At 64.2% G+C, this 21156-nt stretch carries 20 protein-coding genes; 13 read left to right on the top strand and 7 right to left on the bottom strand.

Annotated features, from left to right (window positions below; translation table 11 throughout):
- Positions 1 to 90: 90 nt before the first annotated feature.
- The 7 genes from C3Y92_RS11670 (at position 91) to aat (ending at position 7259) form a co-directional block, all read left to right on the top strand.
- Positions 91 to 603 (top strand): chemotaxis protein CheW, encoded by a 513-nt coding sequence (locus C3Y92_RS11670; RefSeq protein ID WP_129352718.1) that lies wholly within the window; start codon positions 91 to 93, stop codon positions 601 to 603.
- A 5-nt stretch (positions 604 to 608) separates the two neighbouring features.
- Positions 609 to 1469, top strand: a complete 861-nt coding sequence (locus tag C3Y92_RS11665; protein ID WP_129352716.1) for a CheR family methyltransferase — start codon at positions 609 to 611, stop codon at positions 1467 to 1469.
- Positions 1470 to 1497: 28 nt separating this feature from the next.
- Positions 1498 to 2571, top strand: coding sequence for a protein-glutamate methylesterase/protein-glutamine glutaminase (locus C3Y92_RS11660; protein WP_129352714.1), 1074 nt, complete (start codon positions 1498 to 1500; stop codon positions 2569 to 2571).
- A gap of 115 nt (positions 2572 to 2686) precedes the next feature.
- Positions 2687 to 3289 carry a class IV adenylate cyclase gene (locus C3Y92_RS11655; RefSeq protein WP_129352712.1) on the top strand — a complete coding sequence of 201 codons (603 nt, stop codon included), beginning with the start codon at positions 2687 to 2689 and terminating at the stop codon, positions 3287 to 3289.
- A 215-nt stretch (positions 3290 to 3504) separates the two neighbouring features.
- Positions 3505 to 3807, top strand: coding sequence for an ATP-dependent Clp protease adapter ClpS (gene clpS / locus C3Y92_RS11650; protein WP_129355870.1), 303 nt, complete (start codon positions 3505 to 3507; stop codon positions 3805 to 3807).
- Complete coding sequence (gene clpA / locus C3Y92_RS11645; RefSeq protein ID WP_129352710.1) at positions 3808 to 6096, top strand: ATP-dependent Clp protease ATP-binding subunit ClpA; 2289 nt, start codon at positions 3808 to 3810, stop codon at positions 6094 to 6096.
- Positions 6097 to 6515: 419 nt separating this feature from the next.
- Positions 6516 to 7259 carry a leucyl/phenylalanyl-tRNA--protein transferase gene (gene aat / locus C3Y92_RS11640; RefSeq protein ID WP_129352708.1) on the top strand — a complete coding sequence of 248 codons (744 nt, stop codon included), beginning with the start codon at positions 6516 to 6518 and terminating at the stop codon, positions 7257 to 7259.
- A gap of 230 nt (positions 7260 to 7489) precedes the next feature.
- On the opposite strand, the gene C3Y92_RS11630 is transcribed toward aat, so the two are convergent.
- From C3Y92_RS11630 to C3Y92_RS11620, 3 genes are all read right to left on the bottom strand, one after another.
- Positions 7490 to 7825, bottom strand: a complete 336-nt coding sequence (locus C3Y92_RS11630) for a type II toxin-antitoxin system HicB family antitoxin (RefSeq protein WP_129352704.1) — start codon at positions 7823 to 7825, stop codon at positions 7490 to 7492.
- A gap of 29 nt (positions 7826 to 7854) precedes the next feature.
- On the bottom strand, positions 7855 to 8439 hold the full coding sequence (locus C3Y92_RS11625) for an LOG family protein (protein WP_129352702.1): 585 nt from the start codon (positions 8437 to 8439) through the stop codon (positions 7855 to 7857).
- 75 nt (positions 8440 to 8514) lie between these two features.
- Entirely contained in the window at positions 8515 to 9000 is a 486-nt protein-coding gene (locus tag C3Y92_RS11620) for a hypothetical protein (protein WP_129352700.1), read from the bottom strand.
- A 114-nt stretch (positions 9001 to 9114) separates the two neighbouring features.
- Between C3Y92_RS11620 and uvrB the strand changes: the two genes are divergently transcribed.
- From uvrB to ligA, 4 genes are read left to right on the top strand one after another with little or no spacing between them, the layout of a single operon-like run.
- Positions 9115 to 11172 (top strand): excinuclease ABC subunit UvrB, encoded by a 2058-nt coding sequence (uvrB, locus tag C3Y92_RS11615; protein WP_129352698.1) that lies wholly within the window; start codon positions 9115 to 9117, stop codon positions 11170 to 11172.
- Between the two features lie 3 nt (positions 11173 to 11175).
- On the top strand, positions 11176 to 12225 hold the full coding sequence (locus C3Y92_RS11610) for a potassium channel family protein (protein ID WP_129352696.1): 1050 nt from the start codon (positions 11176 to 11178) through the stop codon (positions 12223 to 12225).
- On the top strand, positions 12222 to 12884 hold the full coding sequence (locus C3Y92_RS11605; protein ID WP_129352694.1) for a DUF3431 domain-containing protein: 663 nt from the start codon (positions 12222 to 12224) through the stop codon (positions 12882 to 12884). The genes C3Y92_RS11610 and C3Y92_RS11605 overlap by 4 nt, the downstream gene beginning before the upstream one ends.
- An 11-nt stretch (positions 12885 to 12895) precedes the next feature.
- Complete coding sequence (gene ligA, locus C3Y92_RS11600) at positions 12896 to 15001, top strand: NAD-dependent DNA ligase LigA (RefSeq protein ID WP_129352692.1); 2106 nt, start codon at positions 12896 to 12898, stop codon at positions 14999 to 15001.
- 44 nt (positions 15002 to 15045) lie between these two features.
- On the opposite strand, the gene C3Y92_RS11595 is transcribed toward ligA, so the two are convergent.
- Positions 15046 to 16062: an MDR/zinc-dependent alcohol dehydrogenase-like family protein gene (locus C3Y92_RS11595; RefSeq protein ID WP_129352690.1), complete on the bottom strand. Its 1017-nt coding sequence runs from the start codon at positions 16060 to 16062 to the stop codon at positions 15046 to 15048.
- Between the two features lie 124 nt (positions 16063 to 16186).
- On the opposite strand from C3Y92_RS11595, the gene coaE reads away from it, so the two are divergent.
- Positions 16187 to 17842, top strand: coding sequence for a dephospho-CoA kinase (gene coaE, locus C3Y92_RS11590; RefSeq protein ID WP_129352688.1), 1656 nt, complete (start codon positions 16187 to 16189; stop codon positions 17840 to 17842).
- Positions 17839 to 18561 (top strand): rhomboid family intramembrane serine protease, encoded by a 723-nt coding sequence (locus tag C3Y92_RS11585; RefSeq protein WP_129352686.1) that lies wholly within the window; start codon positions 17839 to 17841, stop codon positions 18559 to 18561. Before coaE ends, C3Y92_RS11585 begins: the two co-directional genes overlap by 4 nt.
- A gap of 20 nt (positions 18562 to 18581) precedes the next feature.
- Here C3Y92_RS11585 and C3Y92_RS11580 read toward each other — a convergent pair whose 3' ends face one another.
- From C3Y92_RS11580 to C3Y92_RS11570, 3 genes are all read right to left on the bottom strand, one after another.
- Positions 18582 to 19019, bottom strand: coding sequence for a S24 family peptidase (locus C3Y92_RS11580; RefSeq protein ID WP_129352684.1), 438 nt, complete (start codon positions 19017 to 19019; stop codon positions 18582 to 18584).
- Positions 19020 to 19180: 161 nt separating this feature from the next.
- Positions 19181 to 19852: a LexA family transcriptional regulator gene (locus tag C3Y92_RS11575; RefSeq protein ID WP_129352682.1), complete on the bottom strand. Its 672-nt coding sequence runs from the start codon at positions 19850 to 19852 to the stop codon at positions 19181 to 19183.
- A gap of 414 nt (positions 19853 to 20266) precedes the next feature.
- Positions 20267 to 20971, bottom strand: coding sequence for a LexA family transcriptional regulator (locus C3Y92_RS11570; protein WP_129352680.1), 705 nt, complete (start codon positions 20969 to 20971; stop codon positions 20267 to 20269).
- Positions 20972 to 21156 lie beyond the last annotated feature (185 nt).

Below are 21156 nucleotides of genomic sequence, written 5' to 3'. Positions count from 1 at the left end.
TTCCGGAAAACCGATTGCAACGCGCCGCAAGCGGGCTTGCCCGCCAGCGTCGGCGTACAGGCGACAACGCCGCGAGAGCGGGAGGACGACATGGCCGAGGCCGTCAGCAGCAACGACAACCAGTATCTCACCTTCACCCTGGAACGGGAACTGTTCGCCCTGGACATCGCCTCGGTGCGCGAAGTGCTCGAACTGGTCAACATCACCCGGGTGCCCCGCACTCCGGATGCTATTCGCGGCGTCATCAATCTGCGAGGCCGGGCCGTGCCGGTGGTGGACCTCAAGCAAAAGTTCGGCATGGGCAGCACGGCCCGCACGGTCAACACCTGCATCATCATCGTCGAGGTGGACATCGAAGGCGAACCCACGGTGCTCGGGGCCCTGGCCGATTCCGTCCAGGAGGTCTACGAGATGGAGTCCTCCCAGATCGAGCCGCCGCCCCGCATGGGCACGCCCATCCGGGCCGACTACATCCGTGGCATGGGCAAGTCCGGTGAACAGTTCATCATCATCCTCGACATCAACAAGGTCTTCAGCTCCATGGAGCTGGCCGGACTGGCCCAGGCCCTGGGCGAGGCCGGAGCCGAGGCAGGGGAGGACTGATTTTCATGGTTTTGGATGTCGCACCCGGACGCGCCTCTGGTCTGGTCTCCATGTCCGATAAGGAGTTCAAGCGGTTAAGCGACTTCATCCATGCCGAAGTCGGCATCAAACTGCCCTTGTCCAAGAAAGTGATGGTGGAGGCCCGACTACAAAAGCGGCTGCGTATGCTCGGCAAGGCCGGCTACCGCGACTACTTCGAATTTCTTTTCAGCGCCGAGGGCCTCGACGAGGAACTCGTCCACCTCATCGACGTCATCACCACCAACACCACGGAATTTTTCCGCGAACCGCGCCATTTCGAGATCATGACCGAGCAGACCCTACCCATGTGGCGCAGCCAGCACGGCACGGGGCGACCGTTTCGGCTCTGGAGCGCCGGTTGTTCCACCGGCGAGGAACCCTATACCCTGTGCATCGTGCTGTCGGAATTCGCCAGCCGCTTTGCCGGGTTCCGCTTCAGCGTCATGGCCACGGACATTTCTACCCGGGTGCTGGCCATGGCCCAAAGCGGCATCTATCCCGAGGAGCGTCTGGCCAAGATGTCCATGGATCTCAAACGCCGGTATTTTCTGCGGAGCAAGGACAAAGCCAAACGGCTTGTGCGCGTGGCCCCGGAACTGCGGCGCATCGTGGACTACCGGCGGCTCAACTTCATGGATTCCTTTGCCTTCCCCGAGCTCATGGACACGATCTTTTGCCGCAACGTCATGATCTATTTCGACCGGGCCACTCAGGAGCGTCTGCTCCAGAAGTTTTGCACCCAACTATTGCCCGGCGGCTTTTTGTTCATTGGCCATTCCGAGAGCCTCACCGGCATGGACTTGCCCTTGCGCCAGCACGCTCCTACGGTATACAAAAAGATATAAGGTTACCTGATCGGAATACGAGGTTTTTGTGAGTAAGACCATCAAGGTCCTGGTGGTGGACGATTCCGCCCTGGTGCGCCAGACCCTGACCGATATCCTGGCTTCGGACCCCGACATCGAGGTCATCGGCTCGGCCAGCGATCCCTATGCCGCGGTTAAACGCATGGAGACGCAAGCCCCGGACGTCATCACCCTGGACATCGAAATGCCGCGCATGGACGGGCTGACCTTCCTGCGAAAGATCATGACCCAGCACCCCATTCCGGTGGTCATCTGTTCGACGCTCACCGAATCCGGCTCGGAAACCACGCTGCGGGCCATGGAATACGGGGCCGTGGACATCATTCTCAAACCCAAGCTCGGCACCCGGCAGTTCCTGGAGGAGTCGCGCATCCGGGTCATCGACGCGGTCAAGGCCGCTGCTCGGGCCAAGATCAAGAAAATGGCCGCCGCAGGGCCCATGAAGGTCACGCCCAAGCTGTCCGCCGACGCCGTGCTGCCCGGGCCTACCGGCAAGGCCATGTTCCAGACCACCGAACGGGTGGTGGCCGTGGGCGCGTCCACCGGCGGCACCGAGGCCCTGCGCGAATTTCTCGAAGCCATGCCCCAGGACTGCCCGGGCATCGTCATTGTCCAGCACATGCCCGAACAGTTCACCGCCGCCTTTGCCAAGCGCCTGGACGGCATCTGCCGCATCACCGTCAAGGAAGCCGCCGATGGCGACACCATTTTGCGCGGCCAGGCGCTTATCGCTCCGGGCAACCGCCATATGCTGCTTAAGCGCAGCGGCGCGCGCTACTATGTCGAGGTCAAGGACGGCCCGCTGGTGCGCCGCCACCGGCCAAGCGTGGACGTGCTTTTCCGTTCCGCCGCCCGCTATGCCGGAAAGAACGCTGTGGGCGTCATCATGACCGGCATGGGCGACGACGGCGCGGCCGGAATGCTGGAGATGCACGAAACCGGGGCCTACACCATCGCCCAGGACGAAGCCTCCTGCGTGGTCTTCGGCATGCCCCAGGAAGCCATCAAGCTCGGCGGCGCGGACAAAATCATGCCCCTTGGGGCCATCGCCTTTGAAGTGGTGCGCTACTGCTCCCATTAGGAGCCGGTCCGCAAGCTGTTTGCCGACGCCCGACCCGGCCACGAATTTGTCGTTGGGACTGTGCCGTGCGCCCGGGAAGAGTCGCTCTGTAGAGCGCTGTAAGGAAGGTCGCTGTATGTCCATGGGCGACGAGATCGAAACCAAGTTCGCCGTCAAATCCTTCGAACCCGTGCGCGCGGTCCTGGCCGAAGCCGGGGGGGTACTCTTGTCGCGCCGCTTCGAGGAGAACGTGGTCCTGGACGACGCGGCCGGTTCCCTGCGCTCTCGCGACGTGTTGCTGCGTATCCGCCGCGACGCCGCCAACAAGGTCACCGTCAAGACGCCTGTCGAGGCCCCGGGCCGGCCCGGACTCAAGGTGCGCCGGGAGATCGAGACCGAGGTGGCCGATCCGGCCGCCCTGGAAGCCGCCTTTGCCGTCCTGGGCTATCTGCCCTTTTTGCGCTACGAAAAGGTCCGCGAAACTTGGCAGGCCGGGGCCTGCCTCGTGTGCCTCGACGAACTGCCCTTTGGCCTTTACCTGGAGATCGAAGGCCCGGCCGAGTCCATCGCCCCCCTGGCCGGCCGGCTGGGGCTGTCCATGGAGCTGGCGCTCACCGAAACCTACCACGAACTCCACCAGCAATATCGCCGCCGCCGCAATCTGCCGCCGGAAACGAGTTTTGTCTTCGCCCCCGACGCCCGCCGCCGCCTGCTGGCCGAACTCGCCGCCGCCACCTAAAAGCCCCAACGATTTCAATTTGATGCAAACGCGGTTGTCAGTGGCCGCGTTTTTCCCTAGATTCTATCATGGAGAAAGGGCCGGCAATCGCTGGCTCCGTGCCCCTCGACAGCCGCCGTTGGCGACTTATCTATCGCCGAGGTGGGAAATTCGGGGAAGTGTTCCCGACGGTCCAACCACTTGGAAGAGGTACCGGCAAGCTCATGAGCCATCCCATGGAAGACGAACAGTCCGGCGTTGGCCTCAGCGTCGAGGACGAGGTCCGCGAACCCAGGCAGTTCAAAGTCATGCTGCACAACGACGATTACACCACCATGGAGTTCGTGGTGCTGGTGCTCGTCAGCGTGTTTCGCAAGAACGAAAACGAAGCCACGCAGATCATGCTCAATGTCCACAACAATGGCGTAGGGGTGTGCGGCATCTATACGGCCGAGGTGGCCGAACTCAAGGTTTCTTTGGTCCACCGGTTGGCCAAGGAGAACGGCTACCCCCTGCGTTGCAGCATGGAAGAGGTCTGAATGCTCAGCAAAAAGCTCGAACAGGTGTTGACCAGCGCCGTCAAAGAGGTCAAGCGTCGCCACCATGAATACCTCACCCTGGAGCATTTGCTCTATGCCATGCTCCTGGAAGAGACCGGCCGGAACATCCTGGTCCATTGCGGCGCCAACGTCGTCCGTCTCAAGCACCAGCTTGAACGTTTTTTCACCGATCACATGGAAACCCTGCCCCAGGAGACCAACGCCGAGGTAGTGCAGACCCTTGGCGTCCAGCGTGTCCTGCAGCGGGCCATCATGCAGATGCAGTCCTCGGGCAAGACGCAAGTCGAAGTCGGCGACGTCCTGGCCGCCACCTTTGACGAGGAAGACTCCTATGCCGTGTACTACTTGAAGTCCCACGGCATCTCGCGGCTCGACGTGCTGGAGTACATCTCCCACGGCGGCGGCAAGGAGGCGGCTCCCGAAGGCGCCGGCTCGGGCGAGGAGCGCGACGGCAAGGCCGGCGGCTCGGCCCTGGAGCAGTACACCGTCGATCTCGTGGCCAAGGCCCGCAAGGGCGAGATCGATCCGCTCATCGGCCGCGACAACGAGCTGACCCGCACCATCCACGTGCTGCTGCGCCGGCGCAAGAACAACCCCATCTTCGTGGGCGATCCCGGCGTGGGAAAGACCGCCCTGGCCGAGGGCCTGGCCCTGCGCATCGTGGGGGGCGACGTGCCCGAAGGCTTCCAGGACACGCTCATCTACGCCCTGGACATGGGCGCGCTCCTGGCCGGCACCAAGTACCGGGGCGATTTCGAACAGCGCCTCAAGAGCGTCCTGGCCGAGTTGGAGCAAAAGCCCGGGGCCATCCTGTTCGTGGACGAGATCCACACCATCGTCGGCGCGGGAGCCACCAGCGGCGGCACCTTGGACGCGTCCAACATCCTGAAGCCCGTCCTGGGGTCCGGGAAGCTGCGTTGCATCGGCTCCACCACCTATGAGGAATACAAGAACCATTTCGAAAAGGACCGGGCCCTGTCCCGCCGGTTCCAGAAGATCGACGTGGGCGAACCCACCGTGGAAGAAGCCGTCGAAATCCTGAAGGGACTTCGCACCTACTACGAAGCCCATCACGGCGTGCGCTATACCCCGGCGGCCATCCGCTCGGCCGTGGAACTGTCCTCGCGCCACATCAACGACCGCTTTCTGCCGGACAAGGCCATTGACGTCATCGACGAAGCCGGAGCCGTGCGCAAGCTGGCCGGCACCACCGCCAAGGGAGCCATCGGCGTGGCCGAGGTGGAGCGCGTCGTGGCCGCCATGGCCAAGATTCCGGCCGCCCGGGTCACGTCCTCGGACAAGGTGCGCCTGGAAAACCTCGAAGGCGAACTCAAAAACCTGGTCTTCGGCCAAAACGACGCCGTGGACGCCATCGCCAAGGCCATTCTGCGCTCGCGGGCGGGCCTGGCCAACGCCGGCAAGCCCACCGGCTCGTTCCTGCTGGCCGGTCCCACCGGCGTGGGCAAGACCGAGCTGGCCAAGCAGCTGGCCGCCGTGCTCGGCGTCCATTTCCTGCGCTTCGACATGAGCGAATACATGGAAAAGCACGCCGTGGCCCGGCTCATCGGCGCGCCTCCGGGCTACGTCGGCTTCGAGCAGGGTGGGATGCTCACCGACGCCATCCGCAAGCACCCCTACGCCGTGCTGCTCCTCGACGAAATCGAGAAAGCGCACCCCGACATGTTCAACATCCTGCTCCAGGTCATGGACTACGCCACGCTTACCGACAACAACGGCCGCAAGGCGGACTTCGGCCACGTGATCCTGCTCATGACCACCAACGCCGGAGCGCGCGAGATGTCGTCGAAAAACATCGGCTTCGGCGGTTCCAAGGCCAGCGACGCGGCGGACAAGGGCAAAAAGGCCATCGAACGGCTGTTCAGCCCCGAATTCCGCAACCGCCTCGACGGCATCATCGGCTTCAAGTCCCTGACCCCCGACGTCATGGACCGCATCGTGAGCAAGTACATCCGCGAACTGAACACGCAGATGGCCGAAAAGCGCGTGTTCGTGCGCCTGACCCCCCTGGCCGTGGCCAAGCTGGCCGAAAAGGGCTTCGACGCCGACTACGGCGCGCGGCCCCTGGCCCGGGTCATCCAGGTCGAGATCAAGGATACCCTGGCCCAGGAAATGCTCTTCGGCAAACTGCAAAAGGGCGGCGAGGCCACCATCGACGCCGCCCCCGAAGGCGCGCCGGAACTGTTCAGCTTCACCTTCACCAGCCGCGCCCCGAAAAAGCCCATCGCCGAAGCGGCGGATGCGGAATAGGGGCGAGGTGAGGAAGAGAAGTGAAGAGCTGAAGAGGGAAGAGGGAGAAGAGAAGAGGAAGATGCCTCCGGCGTCCGGGGGCCTGAGGCCCCCGGACCCCCCGAAAGGGTTAGTGGGGGGCGAGAGGTGAAGCGGCTTCGTTGGAAAGGCGAAGCTTGAGTAAGAAAGCTGATGCCGGGACCGTCCATGGGCGGTCCCGGTTTTTTTATGGAGGGGGGAGGGGGCCGGGCGCGCGGCGTTGGGGAGTGCTGGGTAGGCGGCGTTGTCCCGCTCGGCGTCAAATGGGTAGCGCTGCCGGGGCGTCGAGCGCGCTAAACCTGCTGGCTTGTCGAGCGCCAAATGCCTGGGCAATCGGCCCGACGCGGCTTCAGGACGCCGCCCGGCCTTGCCCCGGTCCGGGTTGCGGCATATGGAAACCCATGCCTGTTTTTGCCCTCATCGACGAACCGGTGTTCCCCAGCCCCCACTTGGCCGAACCGGGCGGGCTTTTGGCCGTCGGCGGCGACCTGAGCGTGTCGCGGCTGCTGGCCGCCTACCGGCGCGGCATCTTCCCCTGGTACGACGACGAAAGCCCCATCCTGTGGTGGTCGCCGGACCCGCGCCCCATCCTCGTGCCCGGCCATGTGCGGGTGTCCAAACGCCTGGAGCGCACCATCCGTTCGGGCAAGTTCACCGTCACCCTGGACACGGATTTCGCCGGCGTCATTCGCGGCTGTGCCGCCGTCCCCCGCGACGCCGACAACGGCACCTGGATCGTGCCGGACATGATCGAAGGCTACGAACGCCTCCACGCCGCCGGCCACGCCCACAGCGTGGAAGCCTGGCAAAACGGCGAATTCGTGGGCGGGGCTTACGGCGTGGCCATCGGCAAGGCCTTTTTCGGCGAATCCATGTTTCACCGTGTCACCGACGCCTCGAAAGTGGCCTTCGTGACGCTGTGCCGCTTCCTGGATCGCCACGAATTCCGCTTCATCGACTGCCAGCAAGCCACCGGCCATCTGCTGCGCTTCGGCGCGGTGCAAGTACGCAGGAACGAGTTTTTGCGGCGGCTGGAAGCCGCCCGGGAAGAGGAGGGTATGGTGGGGAAGTGGGAGTTGCCTGGGGCGACTAGGTGTGCGTCTCCCCAACCAACTTCCGAATCTTCCCCTTCTGCAAAGCAATAATCGCCTTCAACCGCGCATATTCGGCCTTGTAGTAGGCCAAGGCCTCTTCGGTGCTGGCGAAATCGCCCGGACCGTCGAAGTCCTGGCGCGTGGAGCGGACTTGTTTGACCGGCTGTTGACTTGATGCGTCTGTCGTGAGCGTTCCCATCCTGTGCGCGTTGCGGCCATTGATGGCGCGCCCGCACGGATGACAGTATCCGCTTCTCGCAGCATGAGGCAATATTATGTTATTATAAACCGGAAGCGATCTGCTCAAGAGCTTCGCTGGCCAGGGCGTTGAGGCTTTTGCCTTGGGCGGCAGCGATCATGGCCGCTTTGGCGTGCAACTCCGGCGAGACTCGCAGCATGATCTTGCCTGAGTAGGGCTTTTTCGGCTCAAGCCCGGCCTTGGCGCAGTTCGCAAGATAGTCATCCACGGCTTCGCGGAAGCCGTCGCGCATCTGCTGCACGGTTTCGCCGTGAAACCCGACGATGGCGCTGATGCCGGCGATGTGTCCGACAAAGCAGTCGTCCTCGTCGCTGTATTCAATGCGCGCGGCGTAGCCCTTGTAGGTCATGGGCTTCATATCTTGACTCCTTGGCGGTAACGTACCCCCTACGCCCGTTCCTTCCGATCCACCCACTTGGGCACGATCACCGGCTCAAACCCCCGCATGGCGGTGAGCGCCTCTTCGGGCGTGGGGGCCGAGAGCACCAGCCCTTTTTGCTGCTCCTTGAGGAAGCCTTCGCCGGCCATGCGGTCGACGAAACGCAGCAGCGGCTCGTAGTACTCCTGGACGTTGAGCAGGCAGCACGGCTTTTGGTGCAGCCCGAGCTGGGCCCAGGTGATGATCTCGCAGAACTCTTCCAGGGTGCCCATGCCGCCGGGCAGGGCGATGAAGCCGTCGGCCAGCTCGGCCATGCGCGCCTTGCGCTCGTGCATGGACGACACCACGAACAGTTCGGTCAGGCGCGGATAGGCCAGCTCCTTGCGGCGCAGGAAATCCGGCAACACGCCAATGGCCTTGCCGCCGGCGGCGAGCGTCGCGTCGGCCACCGCGCCCATAAGCCCCACGCAGGCCCCGCCGTAGACCAGGGTGATGCCCTCGGCCGCCAGGAGCTTGCCCAGACGGTCGGCGACATCGACATAGATGGGGTCGGCCCCGGACGACGAACCGCAAAAAACGCATACGCTTTGCATCGAAAAACTCCAGGAAAAGGGGCCGCCCGGGCGGCCCCTTGAAACGACTTCAGGAAGTCGAAACCGTTGAAAGAACTAGTCCAAGCCTTCGATGATGGGCTTGTGCTGGCTCAGGTCATAGAAGCCGCGCACGGGGAAGGGCAGCGAATAGTTGGGGATCTTGTCGAAGTGGATAAACCCGATGTCCTTGCCTTCGGCCAGTTCGGACAGGGCGACCAGGCCCAGGGGGATGGGGATGTTCAGCGCGCAGCCATGCACTTCCGACACCTTGTCCTGGTAGCGGGTCTTGATATACTCGATGAGCGCGTCGCGCTCTTCCTCGGTGAAGGCTTCAAGCAGCACCCGGCGGCTGCTCTCGAAGCTGACGGGCAGGTCCGGATCGACCGGATCGCCGAGGAGCACGTTCCAGTCGTAGATTTCAACCTCTTCCGCGTCCCACTCGGGGCGGAACAGATGGACGGTGACGTCCTTGCGGCCCTTGAAGGTTTTGATGACAATGGACACGGTCCAGGCCCGGTCCACGGGCAGATGGAAGTCCGCCGGAACGACATCGATTTCCATGAGGCGTCTCCTTGCAGGGATGGGCTGTCCCCGGACCGGCGGACGGCCGCCGACCCGGACGCCGCGAGGGTTTTCGCTTGGATTGGGTCGACAGGGGATATAAAAGAAAACGCCATGCATTTCCAGCTTGAATCCGAATACCTCCCGCGCGGCGACCAGCCCCAGGCCATCGACGAACTGGCCCGCAACCTTGACCAAGGCGTGCCGAGCCAGACGTTGCTTGGGGCCACCGGCACGGGCAAGACCTTCACCATGGCCCAGGTGGTGGCCAGGCTCAACCGCCCGGCCCTGGTCATGGCCCCCAACAAGACCCTGGCCGCCCAGCTCTACAGCGAATTCAAGGGGCTTTTTCCCCATAACGCCGTGGAATACTTCGTCAGCTACTACGACTATTACCAGCCCGAAGCCTATCTGCCGCGCACGGACACCTACATCGAGAAAGACTCGTCGATAAACGACGACATCGACAAGCTGCGCCACGCCGCCACCCATTCGCTGCTGACCCGCCGCGACGTGCTCATCGTCGCCTCCGTGTCCTGCATCTACGGCCTGGGTTCGCGCGACTACTACGAGCGCATGGTGTTGACCCTGACGGTGGGTGAAAAGATCGGCATGGAGAAGGTGCTGGCCCGGCTGGTGGAGATCCAGTACGAGCGCAACGACTACGATTTTCACCGGGGCGTGTTCCGGGTGCGCGGCGACGTCATCGAGATCATCCCGGCTTATGCCCGGGAACGGGCGTTGCGCCTGGAATTTTTCGACGACGAGTTGGAAGCCATCCAGGAGACCGATCCGCTCACCGGTGAAGTGCTCGGGACCATGGACAAGGCCATCATCTTCCCGGCCAGCCACTACGTGTCCGACCGCGACAACCTGAACCGCGCCGTGTCCGACATCCGCGAGGAACTGCGCCTGCGCCTGACCGAACTGCGCGGGCGAAACGACCTGCTCGCCGCCCAGCGACTGGAAATGCGCACCATGCAGGACCTCGAAATGATCGAGGAGCTGGGCTACTGCAACGGCATCGAAAACTATTCGCGCCACCTCGACGGCCGGCAGGCCGGCGATCCACCGTATACGCTGCTGGACTACTTCCCCAGGGATTTCATCCTCTTCGTGGACGAATCCCACATCACCGTGCCGCAAATCGGCGGCATGTACGCCGGCGACCGTTCGCGCAAGCAGACGCTGGTGGACTACGGCTTCCGCCTGCCCTCGGCTCTGGACAACCGGCCGCTCAATTTCGAGGAGTTCCTGGGCCGCATCGGCCAGGCCGTCTATGTCTCGGCCACGCCCGGCGATTGGGAGTTGACCCGCTCCGAAGGTGTTGTCGTGGAGCAGATCATCCGTCCCACGGGCCTGCTCGATCCGGTGGTGGAGGTGCGGCCCACCAAGGGGCAGATGGACGATCTCATGGCCGAATGCCGGACCCGCATGGCGGCTGGCGAGCGGGTGCTGGTCACCACCCTGACCAAGCGCATGGCCGAAGAGCTCAACGAATACTTTAACTCCATGGGCGTCACCTCGCGCTATCTCCACTCCGACATCGACACCCTGGAGCGGGTGGCCATCATCAAGGCCCTGCGCCAGGGCGAATTCTCGGTGCTTGTCGGCATCAACCTGCTGCGCGAGGGCCTGGACATCCCGGAAGTGTCCCTGGTCGCCATCCTCGACGCCGACAAGGAAGGCTTTTTGCGCTCCGCGCGGTCGCTCATCCAGACCTTTGGCCGGGCGGCCCGCAACGTCGGCGGCCGGGTCATCCTCTATGCCGACAACATGACCCGCTCCATGAGCACGGCCATGGACGAGACCGCCCGCCGCCGCGAGAAGCAGGAGGCCTCCAACCGCGAAACGGGGCAGACGCCCCGCAGCGTGGTCAAGGCCATGGACAGCGTGCTGGACTCCCTGTACGCCAAGGGCGACGCAAAAACCGGGTCCTGGAGTGCTTCCGGCGGCGGCTACGCCACGGCCGGCGGGGGGCTTGGGGCCGGCGCGGCCGTACATGAGGAAGCCGAGGCCTACGGCGGCATGTCGAAAAAAGCCATGGAACGAAAACTCAAGCAGGTGGAGCGCGAGATGCGCGAGGCGGCCAAGGCCCTGGAATTCGAAAAAGCGGCCCAGTTCCGCGACCAGGCCGCGACCCTGCGCCAGCGCCTGCTGGAAATGGGCTAGCTCGTGGCCGTCCGCAAGACCTTGCGGCTGCGTAGCCGCGTTGCCCGCCTAAATAACCGCCTGGGGCATTGGGGACCGCTTATCGGCGGTTTCGTGGCCCTGGCCCTGGTCTTCGTCTTTGGCGTTGTCGGCTACATGCGGGTGGAGGACTGGAGCTTATTCGACAGCCTCTACCAAGTGGTCATCACCCTTTCCACGGTGGGTTTCCAGGAAGTCTATCCCCTGTCGCGAAACGGGCGCATCCTGACCATGGTGCTCATCGTCTCCGGCGTGGGCGCGTTCGCCTATCTGGTCGGCTCCTTCACCCAGGTGCTGGTGGAAGGCCGCTTGCAACAGTATCTCGGGAGACGGCGTATGCAGAAAATCATCGACGGCTACAGGGACCACGTCATCATCTGCGGTTACGGCCGCATCGGCTCCATCGTGGCCCGGGAGATCCTGGCCGAGGACGTGCCCGTGGTCATCGTGGAGAGCAATCCCGAGGTCATCCGGCTCCTCGACGAACACGGCGTGCCCTATGTGGCCGGCGACGCCACCGCCGACGAGGTGCTGCTGGCTGCCGGTCTGGAGCGGGCCAAGACCCTGGTGGCCGCCCTGACCCAGGAGGCGGCCAACGTGTACGTGACACTGACCGCCCGCCAGCTCAACCCGAATATCCGCATCGTGGCCCGGGCCGACGCCCAGGGCCATACCCAGCGCCTGCAACGGGCCGGGGCCGATCAGGTGCTGGTGCCCCACCTCTACGGCGGCGTGCGCATGGCCCAGTCCGTGCTGCGCCCGACCGTGGTCAACTTCCTGGAACTCACTGGCCGCACAGGCCCCGCCGGCCTGCAAATGGAAGAGCTGCAAGTCACCGACCATTCCGAGGTCGTGGGCAAAAATCTCATCGACTCCCTGATCCGCCAGCGCTTCAACCTCATCATCGTGGCCATCAAGAAGGCCGGCGGCGAGATGATCTTCAATCCCCAGCCTCAAGCCGTGCTGGAGTCCGGGGACACCATGATTCTGGTTGGCCGTAGCGACGGCCTGGACGGGCTGCGGGCCATCCTTTGAGCGCGCCCGACTTCGAAGTCGTGGTGGCCCGCTATCGGGAAGACGTGGCCTGGACGGCCGGCCTGGGTCTGGCCGTGACGATCTACGACAAGTCCGGAGTGCCGGGCGAGCTGTCCCTGCCCAACATCGGCCGGGAGAGCCACACGTATCTCAGCCACATCGTCGGGCGCTATGACAGCCTGGCCGGCCATACGGCCTTTGTCCAGGCCGCGCCTTTCGAGCACATGCCGCCCGGCGCGACGCCCGAGAGCTTTGCCGACCGGGTGCGCCAAAACGCCCGCCTGGGCCTGCACTTTTCGGGATTTGCCGCCTTCAAGCTCAAGTGTGACCGGCTGGGCCGGCCCCACGATCTGGCCGATCCGGCCCGCCACGGCCATCGGCCAGGCTTCGGCCGGGACATCCCGGTGGGCGAGGTCTATGCCAAGCTGTTTTCCGGCCCGGTCCCGGAGCAATTTCTGGTTCCGGCCCCAGCCGGCATGTTTTTCGTGTCCCGGCAGCGCATTCTGGCCCGGCCGTTGGCCTTTTACCGCCGCGCCCTGGACATCGTCGCCGCCGACCCCGACGACGCCGGAAACACCGGCCATGCCTTCGAACGGCTGTGGCAGGTTATTTTCAACGGCGACGCCGGGCTTAACCGATTGGAAGATTGTGACCGATAAGGGTGATTGCCGTGAGCACCATTGATCCCGCCGTGCGTCTGCGCGAACTGCGCGACCTGATCCACGAATACGACTACCGCTACTACGTCCTGGACGACCCCACGGTGGAGGACGCGGCCTACGACGCCCTGTATAGGGAACTGAAGGCGTTGGAAGAAGCCCATCCCGAGCTGGCGGATCCCAATTCGCCCACGCGCCGGGTGGGCGGGGCGGTGCTGGACGGCTTCGCCTCCCGGCCCCATCGGCTGCGCATGTACAGCCTGGACAATGCCATGGTGGAGGAGGAATGGCGGGACTTCGTGACCCGGGCGGCCAACAAGCTGGAGCGCGACGGCGTGGCCTTCGACGCCCCGACGTTTTGGGTTGATCCCAAGTTTGACGGGCTGGCCCTGGAGATCATTTACGAAAACGGCGTCTATGCCGGGGCGCTCACACGCGGCGACGGCGAGGTGGGCGAGGATGTGACGGAAAACGTGCGCACGGTGCGCAACGTCCCCCTGGACCTGCGTCCCCATGCCGCTCGGGCCGGGCTGCCCGTGCCGCGCTTGCTGGAGGTGCGCGGCGAGGTGGTCATGACCCGGCAGGATTTCTACGAACTCAACGAACGCCAGCGGGAGCAGGGGGGCAAGGTCTTTGCCAATCCCCGCAACGCCGCCGCCGGCTCGGTGCGCCAGCTTGATTCGCGCATCTCGGCCACCCGGCCCCTGACGTTTTTCACCTACGCCGTGGGCAGCCAGGACTGGGGCGACGGTCTGGCCGGACCGGGCTGGGCCACACACGGCGCGGTCATGGCCGGACTTAAGGCCCTGGGCCTGCCCTTGGCCGGCCAGGGCAAGGTGGTGGCGGCCGACGAGGTCTATCCCTATTTCGAGGCCATGGGCCGACAGCGCCAGGAGTTGCCCTTCGAGATCGACGGGGTGGTGGTCAAGGTGGACAGCCTGGCCTTGCAGGAGGCCTTGGGCTTTACCGACCGCGCTCCGCGCTTTGCCGTGGCGCTCAAATTTCCGGCCCACGAGGCCGAGACCGTGCTCAAACATATTGACGTTCAGGTGGGCCGCACCGGCGTGCTGACGCCTGTCGCCATCCTGGAGCCGGTCAGTCTGGCCGGGGTGACGGTGGCCCGGGCCACGCTGCACAACGAGGACGAGATCAAGGCCAAGGACCTGCGGCCGGGCGATACGGTGGTGGTGCGCCGGGCCGGCGACGTCATCCCGGAAGTGGTGCGGGTGGTGGAGGACAAGCGTCCGGCCGAGGCCGCGCCTTACGACTTCCCCCATGTCTGCCCGTCGTGCGGATCGGACGCCGTTCGGGGCGAGGGCGAGGCGGCCTGGCGCTGCGTCAACCTGGCTTGCCCGGCCATGCTGCGCCGGGGCATCAGCTATTTCGTGTCCAAGTCCGGCCTGGACATCGAGGGCCTGGGGGCCAAGTGGGTGTCGGCGCTCATCGACAAGGGCATGGTCAAAAGCCCGGCCGATCTGTTCGACCTGACCGAGGCGGACCTGCTCCCCTTAGAGCGCATGGCCGAGAAGTCGGCCGCCAATTTCGTGGCCGCCGTGGCCGCAGCCAGGCAATCGGCCAGCCTGGTCAGGCTCATCGCGGCCCTGGGCATCCGGCAGGTGGGCACGCGCACGGCCCGGACCCTGGCCGGGCATTTCCACGACCTGGACGCCCTGGGCGCGGCCACGGCCGAGGAACTCACGGCCCTGCCCGACATCGGCCCGGAAGTGGCCGGCTCCATTCGGGAATTTTTTGCCAACGAAGCCAACCGGGAACTGCTGGCCCGGTTCAAGGGGATCGGCTTGTGGCCGGTGGGCGAGGCCAAGCCGGACAGGCCGGCCGTCCAGACGGCGCTGACCGGCAAGCGGTTTCTTTTTACCGGCGCGCTGCCGGACCTGACCCGCGAGGCGGCCCAAAAGCTGGTGGAGGCGGCCGGCGGCGTCGTGGTCGGCTCGGTGTCCAAGAAACTCGACTATCTGGTGGCCGGGGCCGATCCCGGCTCCAAGCTGGCCAAAGCGCAAGCCCTGGGCATCACGATCCTGTCGCCCGAGGCCTTTGCCGCCCTGCTCGGCGGCCTGACCCGGGAGACCGCCACCCGCAAATCCCTCCTCGACGTCTAACCCCCGGCCCTCTTTCGTTCCCCAGATGGGGTTTCCAAAGGGGCTCAGCCCCTTTGGCCGCCGGAGGCACTCTTCTCCATGTCCATGTCCACGATCACCTTCATGGCCCCAGGCCGACTCGCGTGGTCCAGGGCGGCCTGGAACGCGGCCAGGGGGTAGGTGGCTTCGGCCAGGGGCGTCACATCCACCAACCCGTCGCGGAGATAGGCCAGGGCCAGGGCCGTGTCGCCGCAGCGCGAGCCGACCAGACTGATTTCGTCCACCACCACCCGGGCCATGTTAAGGCTTGTGGGCGCGAAGGTGGTGGTCTTGAGCACGACGGTTCCTTCGGGGCGCGTGAGGTCCAGGGCGGTTTCCAGCCCTTGCGGCCGGCCGGTGGCCTCGATGACCACGTCGAAGCGGCCGTATTCCTGGAGTAAATCTTGGACTAGCGCCTCGGCCGTGCCGCCCTGGCGCGTGGTCACGCCCTGGGTGGCGGCGATGGCAAGTTTTGCGGCGTGTTTGCCGCCAAGGACGAGGCCGGGCACGAGATGGCGTAGGGCGCAAGCGGTGAGGATGCCGAGCTTGCCGTCGCCAAGGACCAGCGCCTTGGTCCGGGCCGTCAGATGCAGCTGCTGGCCGGGTTCCAGGGCGGCGGCCAGGGGTTCGGCGAAAACGGCCTCCAGGTCGCCGACAGTGTCGGGCACGACATGGATGGCCCGGGTCGGCACGGTCAGGTATTCGGCGAAGGCGCCGTCCTTGCCGGCGATGCCGAGGGTCGTACGGTCCGGGCAGTGGCGGGGATCGCCCCTGCGGCAGCGGGGACAGACGCCGCAGCCGAGGTTGATGTCGGCCACGACCCGCCGGCCGACCAGTTCCGGCCGGCCCGGCGCGGCCGCCACCTCGCCCACGAACTCATGTCCGGGCACGCCGGCAAAGCCCATGTAGCCGCGCAAGAGTTCAAGGTCGGTGTTGCATACTCCGGCCAGCCGCACCCGGATAAGCGCCTCGTCCGGACCTGGTTCGGGTCGGGGACGCTCCGTCAGCCGCGCCGCGCCGTTTTCGAAAATAACCGCTTGCATGAACGCTCCTTGCCGAGGTTGTTTGCCGGCAGGCTACCCCAGGCCGGTCCCGGCTGCAAATCCCGGCGCGTCGCCGCCCCCGGTCCTGTTCGACTTTTCGCCGGACCGCCTGTATCAGGGAACCATGACCGAAAACGAAGCCATACTGATCGAGGAAGGGGCCTATACGGCCGTTGTGGATGCCGCCGGAACCCGTTTGGACGCTTTCTGGAGCGCCAGGCTGGCGGTCGAAGACATTTCCCGGGCCAAGGTCCGGGCCGCCATCGAGGCCGGGCTGGCCCTGGTCGATGGGGAAATCTGCCGCAAACCGGGCCTCAAGCTGCGGGGCGGCGAGGCGTTGACCCTGCGCCTGCCCGAGACGCCAAGCGAAGCCAAGGCCGAGGACGGCGACCTCAAGTTGCTCTATCTGGACGGGGACGTGCTGGTGCTCAACAAACCGGCCGGGCTGACCATCCATCCGGCCCCGAGCCAGCCGGAAGGCACCCTGGTCAACCGGCTGCTGCACCATTTCCCGGACATGCGGGCCATGGCCGGCGACCGGCCGGGCATCGTCCACCGCCTGGACAAGGACACCTCCGGTTTGCTCCTGGTCGCCTTGACCGAATCGGCCCGGTTGGCCCTGGCCGCTGATTTCGCCGAGCGGCGCGTGGCCAAGACCTATCTGGCCCTGGTCCATGGCCGTCCGGAGCGGTCCGACGGGGTCATCGAATTGCCCATCGGCCGCGATCCCAAGCATCCCACCAAAATGGCCGTGGTGGCCAAGGGCGGGCGCGAGGCCAAGAGTATCTGGAAACTGACCTGGACCGCGCCCGACGGTACGGCCAGCCTGCTTGAAGTGGCCATCGCCACCGGCCGCACCCATCAGATCCGCGTCCATCTGGCCGCCATGGGCCATCCCATTGTCGGCGACGCGGTGTACGGCGCGCGCCAGCACTCGGACTGGACCCGGCGCGGCGGGGCCATGGCCCGGCTGGCCAAACGCCAGATGCTCCACGCCTGGAAGCTGTCCTTCAGCCATCCGGGCACGGACGAGGAATTGTCTTTTTGCCAGCCGCCGCCGGCCGATTTCTGGCGACTCCTGCTCATGCTCGGCCGGCGCTGCCAGCGGGTGGGGCTGGTCGGGATGCCGGGCTGCGGCAAGTCGTCGCTTTTGGCCCATTTCGCCGAGGCCGGCCATCCGACCTTTTCCGCCGACGCAGCCGTGACCGCCCTGTACGCTCCCGGCGGCCACGGCGCGGACATGCTGGCCCGGCGCTTCGGCCCCGAGGCCCAGGCGGCCGACGGGGCCGTGGACAAGGCCTGGCTGCTGTCGCGCATGGAAGCCAGCGATCGTTTCCGGCGCGAGGTGTGCGATCTGGTGCATCCCCTGGTCAAGGGCGAGCTGGTGGGCTTTTTGGCCGCCCATGCCGCCGCCCGGGCGGTCTTCGCCGAAGTGCCGCTGTTGTTTGAAGCCGGCTGGCTGCCGGGCGAGGTCGTGGACTTGGTCGTTGGGGTGCGCTGCGACCCGGCCGTGCGTCTGGCCCGGCTGGCCGAGAAGCGGGGCTGGTCCGAGGAGCTTGTGGCCCGCATGGATGGCTGGCAGTGGCCGCAGGATCGCAAGCTGGCCAAGTGCCGGTTCGTGGTGGACAACGCCGGCACGCCCGAGGACTTAGCCGGGGCCGCCCGGAGGCTTTTGGTCGGATTGGCGGGCCTGCGCCGCCAGGACGCCCGGAACCGGCTGGCTACGCTCGTGGCCGCCGGCTACGCTCCGTCCCGGGCGGAGGACGAGGACGCGCCGTGATTCCCCTTCGAGACAACGTGCCGAGCACCAAGCCGCCCCTGGTCACCTGGACGCTCATTGGCCTGTGTACGGTGGTGTTTCTCTACCAGCAGCTCCTGGCTGATCGCGTGCTGTTTGAATTCGTGCACATCCACGGTGTGGTCCCGGCCCGCTTCACCCATCCGAGCTACGCCGCCCACGTGGGCTATCCCGAGGGCGGCTGGCTGTCGTTTCTCACCTACATGTTTCTGCACGGAGGGTGGCTGCATTACCTGCTCAACATGTGGGTGCTGTGGATATTTGCCGACAACGTGGAGGAAGCGCTGGGATCGCTGCGTTTTCTGCTCTTCTATATCCTGTGCGGCGTGGCGGCGGCGGCGGTGCACGTGGCCTTCAACTGGAGCGCGCCCGTGCCGGTCATTGGCGCGTCCGGGGCCATCGCCGGGGTCATGGGCGGGTATTTCCGGCTGTTTCCCAAGGCGCGTGTGACGACGCTTATTCCCATCATCGTCATACCCTGGATCGTGGACCTGCCGGCGGTGGTGTTTCTGGGCGTATGGTTTCTCGTGCAGCTCTTGTCGGGGTTGGCCGGCACGGCGGTTGAAGGGCAGGCGGCGGCGGTGGCCTTCTGGGCCCATGTGGGCGGCTTTGCCGCCGGACTGGCTCTGGTGCGGTGGCTTTTGCCGCCGGGCTGCCAGTTCTGCTTCGATCCCTCGGCCAAGCGCTATGATCGGGAGTAGCCGGGCGGGTAGTCGGGCCGCTAAAGGTCCTGGATGACCCAGACGACCCGGCCGATGACCAGGTAGTCGGGGCCGCCCTGGGCCAAAAACCGCTCGGCATGGCGGGACGACGCGGAAACAAGCCGCAGCCGCTTTCCGGCAATATCCGGTTCCAGCCGTTTGATGACCAAACCTTCCCCAGAAATATCCAAGGCGTAAATCTCGCCGCTTCGCGCCGTGACGTCGTCGCGGTCCAGGCCGACATAGGCCTGTCGCCGGATCACGGGTTCCATGCCGTCGTCCTCCATTTGCACGACCAGCAGGTGCGGCCGGAAGAGCGTCTCAGCAATTTCTATGGAAGCGATGGCGGTTGGCGTCCAGGCCCCGGTCTTGGGGTCCAGGCTGTTCATGGCGTAGACCGCAATGTGGCGGGAGAGATTGGTCCGGGGCGATAGGCGGTCTGGCAACGACTTAGGCATTGGGCTTTTTCCTGCATGACTCTTGCCGGTACGAACCCGGCACGGATCATTGAGGGATACGACGTCTATACCTGTTTGTAAATTAATATATTGGCAAATAATTGAAATTGGTCGCCCGAAAGTGCGCGCGGCATAGGCGCGCACAAGGGGTGTTGGAGGGGCTAGAGTTCCTGAATGACCCAGGCGGCCTTGCCGATGGAGGTCAGGCCGGGGTTGTCCAGGGGGAGGCTTAAGGACTTGTGGAGCGGGTTGTCCGCGCTAAGCTCCAGGCGCTGGTTTTCCAGATCGCGGTTGACGCGTTTGATGACCAGGCCTTCGCCCGGGATGTCCAGGGCGTAGATTTCCCCGCTGCGCAGACGCAAATCGTCGCAGTCGATGCCGATGTAGGCGCCGCGGCGCACAGTCGGCTCCATGCTGGCGTTGTCCATGCGCACCACGAGAAGATTTGGCCGGCGCAAGGCTTCAAACAAGGGAAGGGTTTCCAGAGGTTCGCGAATCCAGGCCTGGGTCTGGGTATCGGTGGGACTCATGGCGTAGACCGTGACGCGGCTTGGGGGCGCAACATAGGCCACGGCGGTTTCCCTGACGCAATCGGCGGCCCCGCCGCTTTCCCGGCGCACGGCCGGGAGCTGCCCGTACAGTATCCAGTCCGGTTCGAGAAAGAACATCCTGTAAAGGGTGACCAGCCAGCCGTCCGGAATGGTGTTCTTTTTTTTGGCGTCGGAGATGCTGGACTGCTTGATGCCCAAAATAGCGGCAATCTCCGTTTGTGTTTTGGCCTTGGTGGCGGCCTGAATTCTGGCGTAGGCGTCCTCGAAATTGTCCGGCTTCACGCAACCTCCTAAAGGGTTGGCGTAAACATTAATCTATAATAAAAAGTAGTTCATAAGTTGCCGGGAAATTTACATGTCCGTGGGGCGGCCGTCAATGGCTGGTCGCAGGGGCTTGCGGCGCACTGGAAAAGCGGGGATGTAAAAAAGGCGCTACGCCTGAAGCGGCGTGCGCCTTTTCTTGTAACAGTCGGCAAGCGTGCCGGGCCGCGTTTGAGCGATTTTACATCGCTGCTGCGGCACCAACGCTACCCTGGCATGCGGCCTCTCGGCAAGCCACGATGAACTGCTTGGCTTGGCTTCGTATGGAGATCGGACTGGCGTCTTGTTCCATTCAGAGACATCTGCATGTCCTCAGCAAACGACTTGGCGACAAAGCTGTTGTCACCCGTTCTCGCAGCCTTTTACAAGGGAGGGTCAGACGGCCTGCATTACCCAGATGACCCGACCAACGATACGTTCGGCGGCGTTATCAGCCGGCAACATCTGGTCGGTGAATTTGGGGTTTTCGGAACGCAACACAAGGCGGGCATTTTCTGCGTCATGAAGCACTTTCTTGATGATCAAGCCTTCAACGGGCATGTCCAGGGCGTAAAGCGCGCCGGAGCGCACGGTTTTTTTGTCCTTATCGATACCGACATACGCGCCGCGCTGAATGACAGGTTCCATGTCGTTTTCATCCATGCGGACAACCAGCAAGCCCTGGCGATGCAGCTGTTCAGGGACACTTAAGAATTCCACGGGTCGTTCTTGCCAGACGCCGGGTTGATCCGTGTTGTCCGGGGCCATGGAATAGACCGGCATCTGATGATGCTTGGCTTTGCGGCCATAGGCTTCGGCAGGTTCCTTGACGGGGAAAGCCCCGCCACGCTGTTCACCCAGGAACTGCGGCATTTCGCCGTCCAATATCCAGTTTGGATTGAGATTGTATATCTGGTACAGCTTTATCAACCAGCTGTCTGGAATGGATTGACGTCTTTTCGCATCGGAAATGCTGGATTGGCGGATGTCCAGCATCTTGGCGATTTCCACCTGAGTGCGCATGCCTGTCGCTTTCTTAATGCGATCAAAGGCCTCGTCAAAGCGATTTATCATGTCCTGAAGCGTTTTCTCGTTATCCATCTCGCCTCCATTGCGATAGAGTAAAAAGAGGCACCCTTTATGAACTGCACGGGGATACCCAAATTGCAAGATTCGAACGCTGATCTTGCCTTAAAGTGTTTTTGTAAAGTTTAAAACCGAAAACAGTTCGATAGAAACGGTAATACTCTTATGTTGTTTCAAAGTTTGTATGCAATGCGAACTAT

Source organism: Solidesulfovibrio carbinolicus (assembly GCF_004135975.1).
Lineage (GTDB): Bacteria > Desulfobacterota > Desulfovibrionia > Desulfovibrionales > Desulfovibrionaceae > Solidesulfovibrio > Solidesulfovibrio carbinolicus.
This window is presented reverse-complemented; position numbering and strand designations above follow the sequence as displayed.

Bases quoted from the DNA above. Each gene is read 5' to 3' on its own strand.
- C3Y92_RS11580 (WP_129352684.1), bottom strand. From the start codon at position 19,019: ATGCCTAAGTCGTTGCCAGACCGCCTATCGCCCCGGACCAATCTCTCC.
- clpS (WP_129355870.1), top strand. From the start codon at position 3,505: ATGGAAGACGAACAGTCCGGCGTTGGCCTCAGCGTCGAGGACGAGGTC.
- C3Y92_RS11570 (WP_129352680.1), bottom strand. From the start codon at position 20,971: ATGGATAACGAGAAAACGCTTCAGGACATGATAAATCGCTTTGACGAG.
- uvrB (WP_129352698.1), top strand. From the start codon at position 9,115: ATGCATTTCCAGCTTGAATCCGAATACCTCCCGCGCGGCGACCAGCCC.
- C3Y92_RS11630 (WP_129352704.1), bottom strand. From the start codon at position 7,825: ATGAAGCCCATGACCTACAAGGGCTACGCCGCGCGCATTGAATACAGC.
- clpA (WP_129352710.1), top strand. From the start codon at position 3,808: ATGCTCAGCAAAAAGCTCGAACAGGTGTTGACCAGCGCCGTCAAAGAG.
- aat (WP_129352708.1), top strand. From the start codon at position 6,516: ATGCCTGTTTTTGCCCTCATCGACGAACCGGTGTTCCCCAGCCCCCAC.
- C3Y92_RS11665 (WP_129352716.1), top strand. From the start codon at position 609: ATGGTTTTGGATGTCGCACCCGGACGCGCCTCTGGTCTGGTCTCCATG.
- C3Y92_RS11670 (WP_129352718.1), top strand. From the start codon at position 91: ATGGCCGAGGCCGTCAGCAGCAACGACAACCAGTATCTCACCTTCACC.
- C3Y92_RS11655 (WP_129352712.1), top strand. From the start codon at position 2,687: ATGTCCATGGGCGACGAGATCGAAACCAAGTTCGCCGTCAAATCCTTC.
- C3Y92_RS11620 (WP_129352700.1), bottom strand. From the start codon at position 9,000: ATGGAAATCGATGTCGTTCCGGCGGACTTCCATCTGCCCGTGGACCGG.
- C3Y92_RS11625 (WP_129352702.1), bottom strand. From the start codon at position 8,439: ATGCAAAGCGTATGCGTTTTTTGCGGTTCGTCGTCCGGGGCCGACCCC.
- coaE (WP_129352688.1), top strand. From the start codon at position 16,187: ATGACCGAAAACGAAGCCATACTGATCGAGGAAGGGGCCTATACGGCC.
- C3Y92_RS11595 (WP_129352690.1), bottom strand. From the start codon at position 16,062: ATGCAAGCGGTTATTTTCGAAAACGGCGCGGCGCGGCTGACGGAGCGT.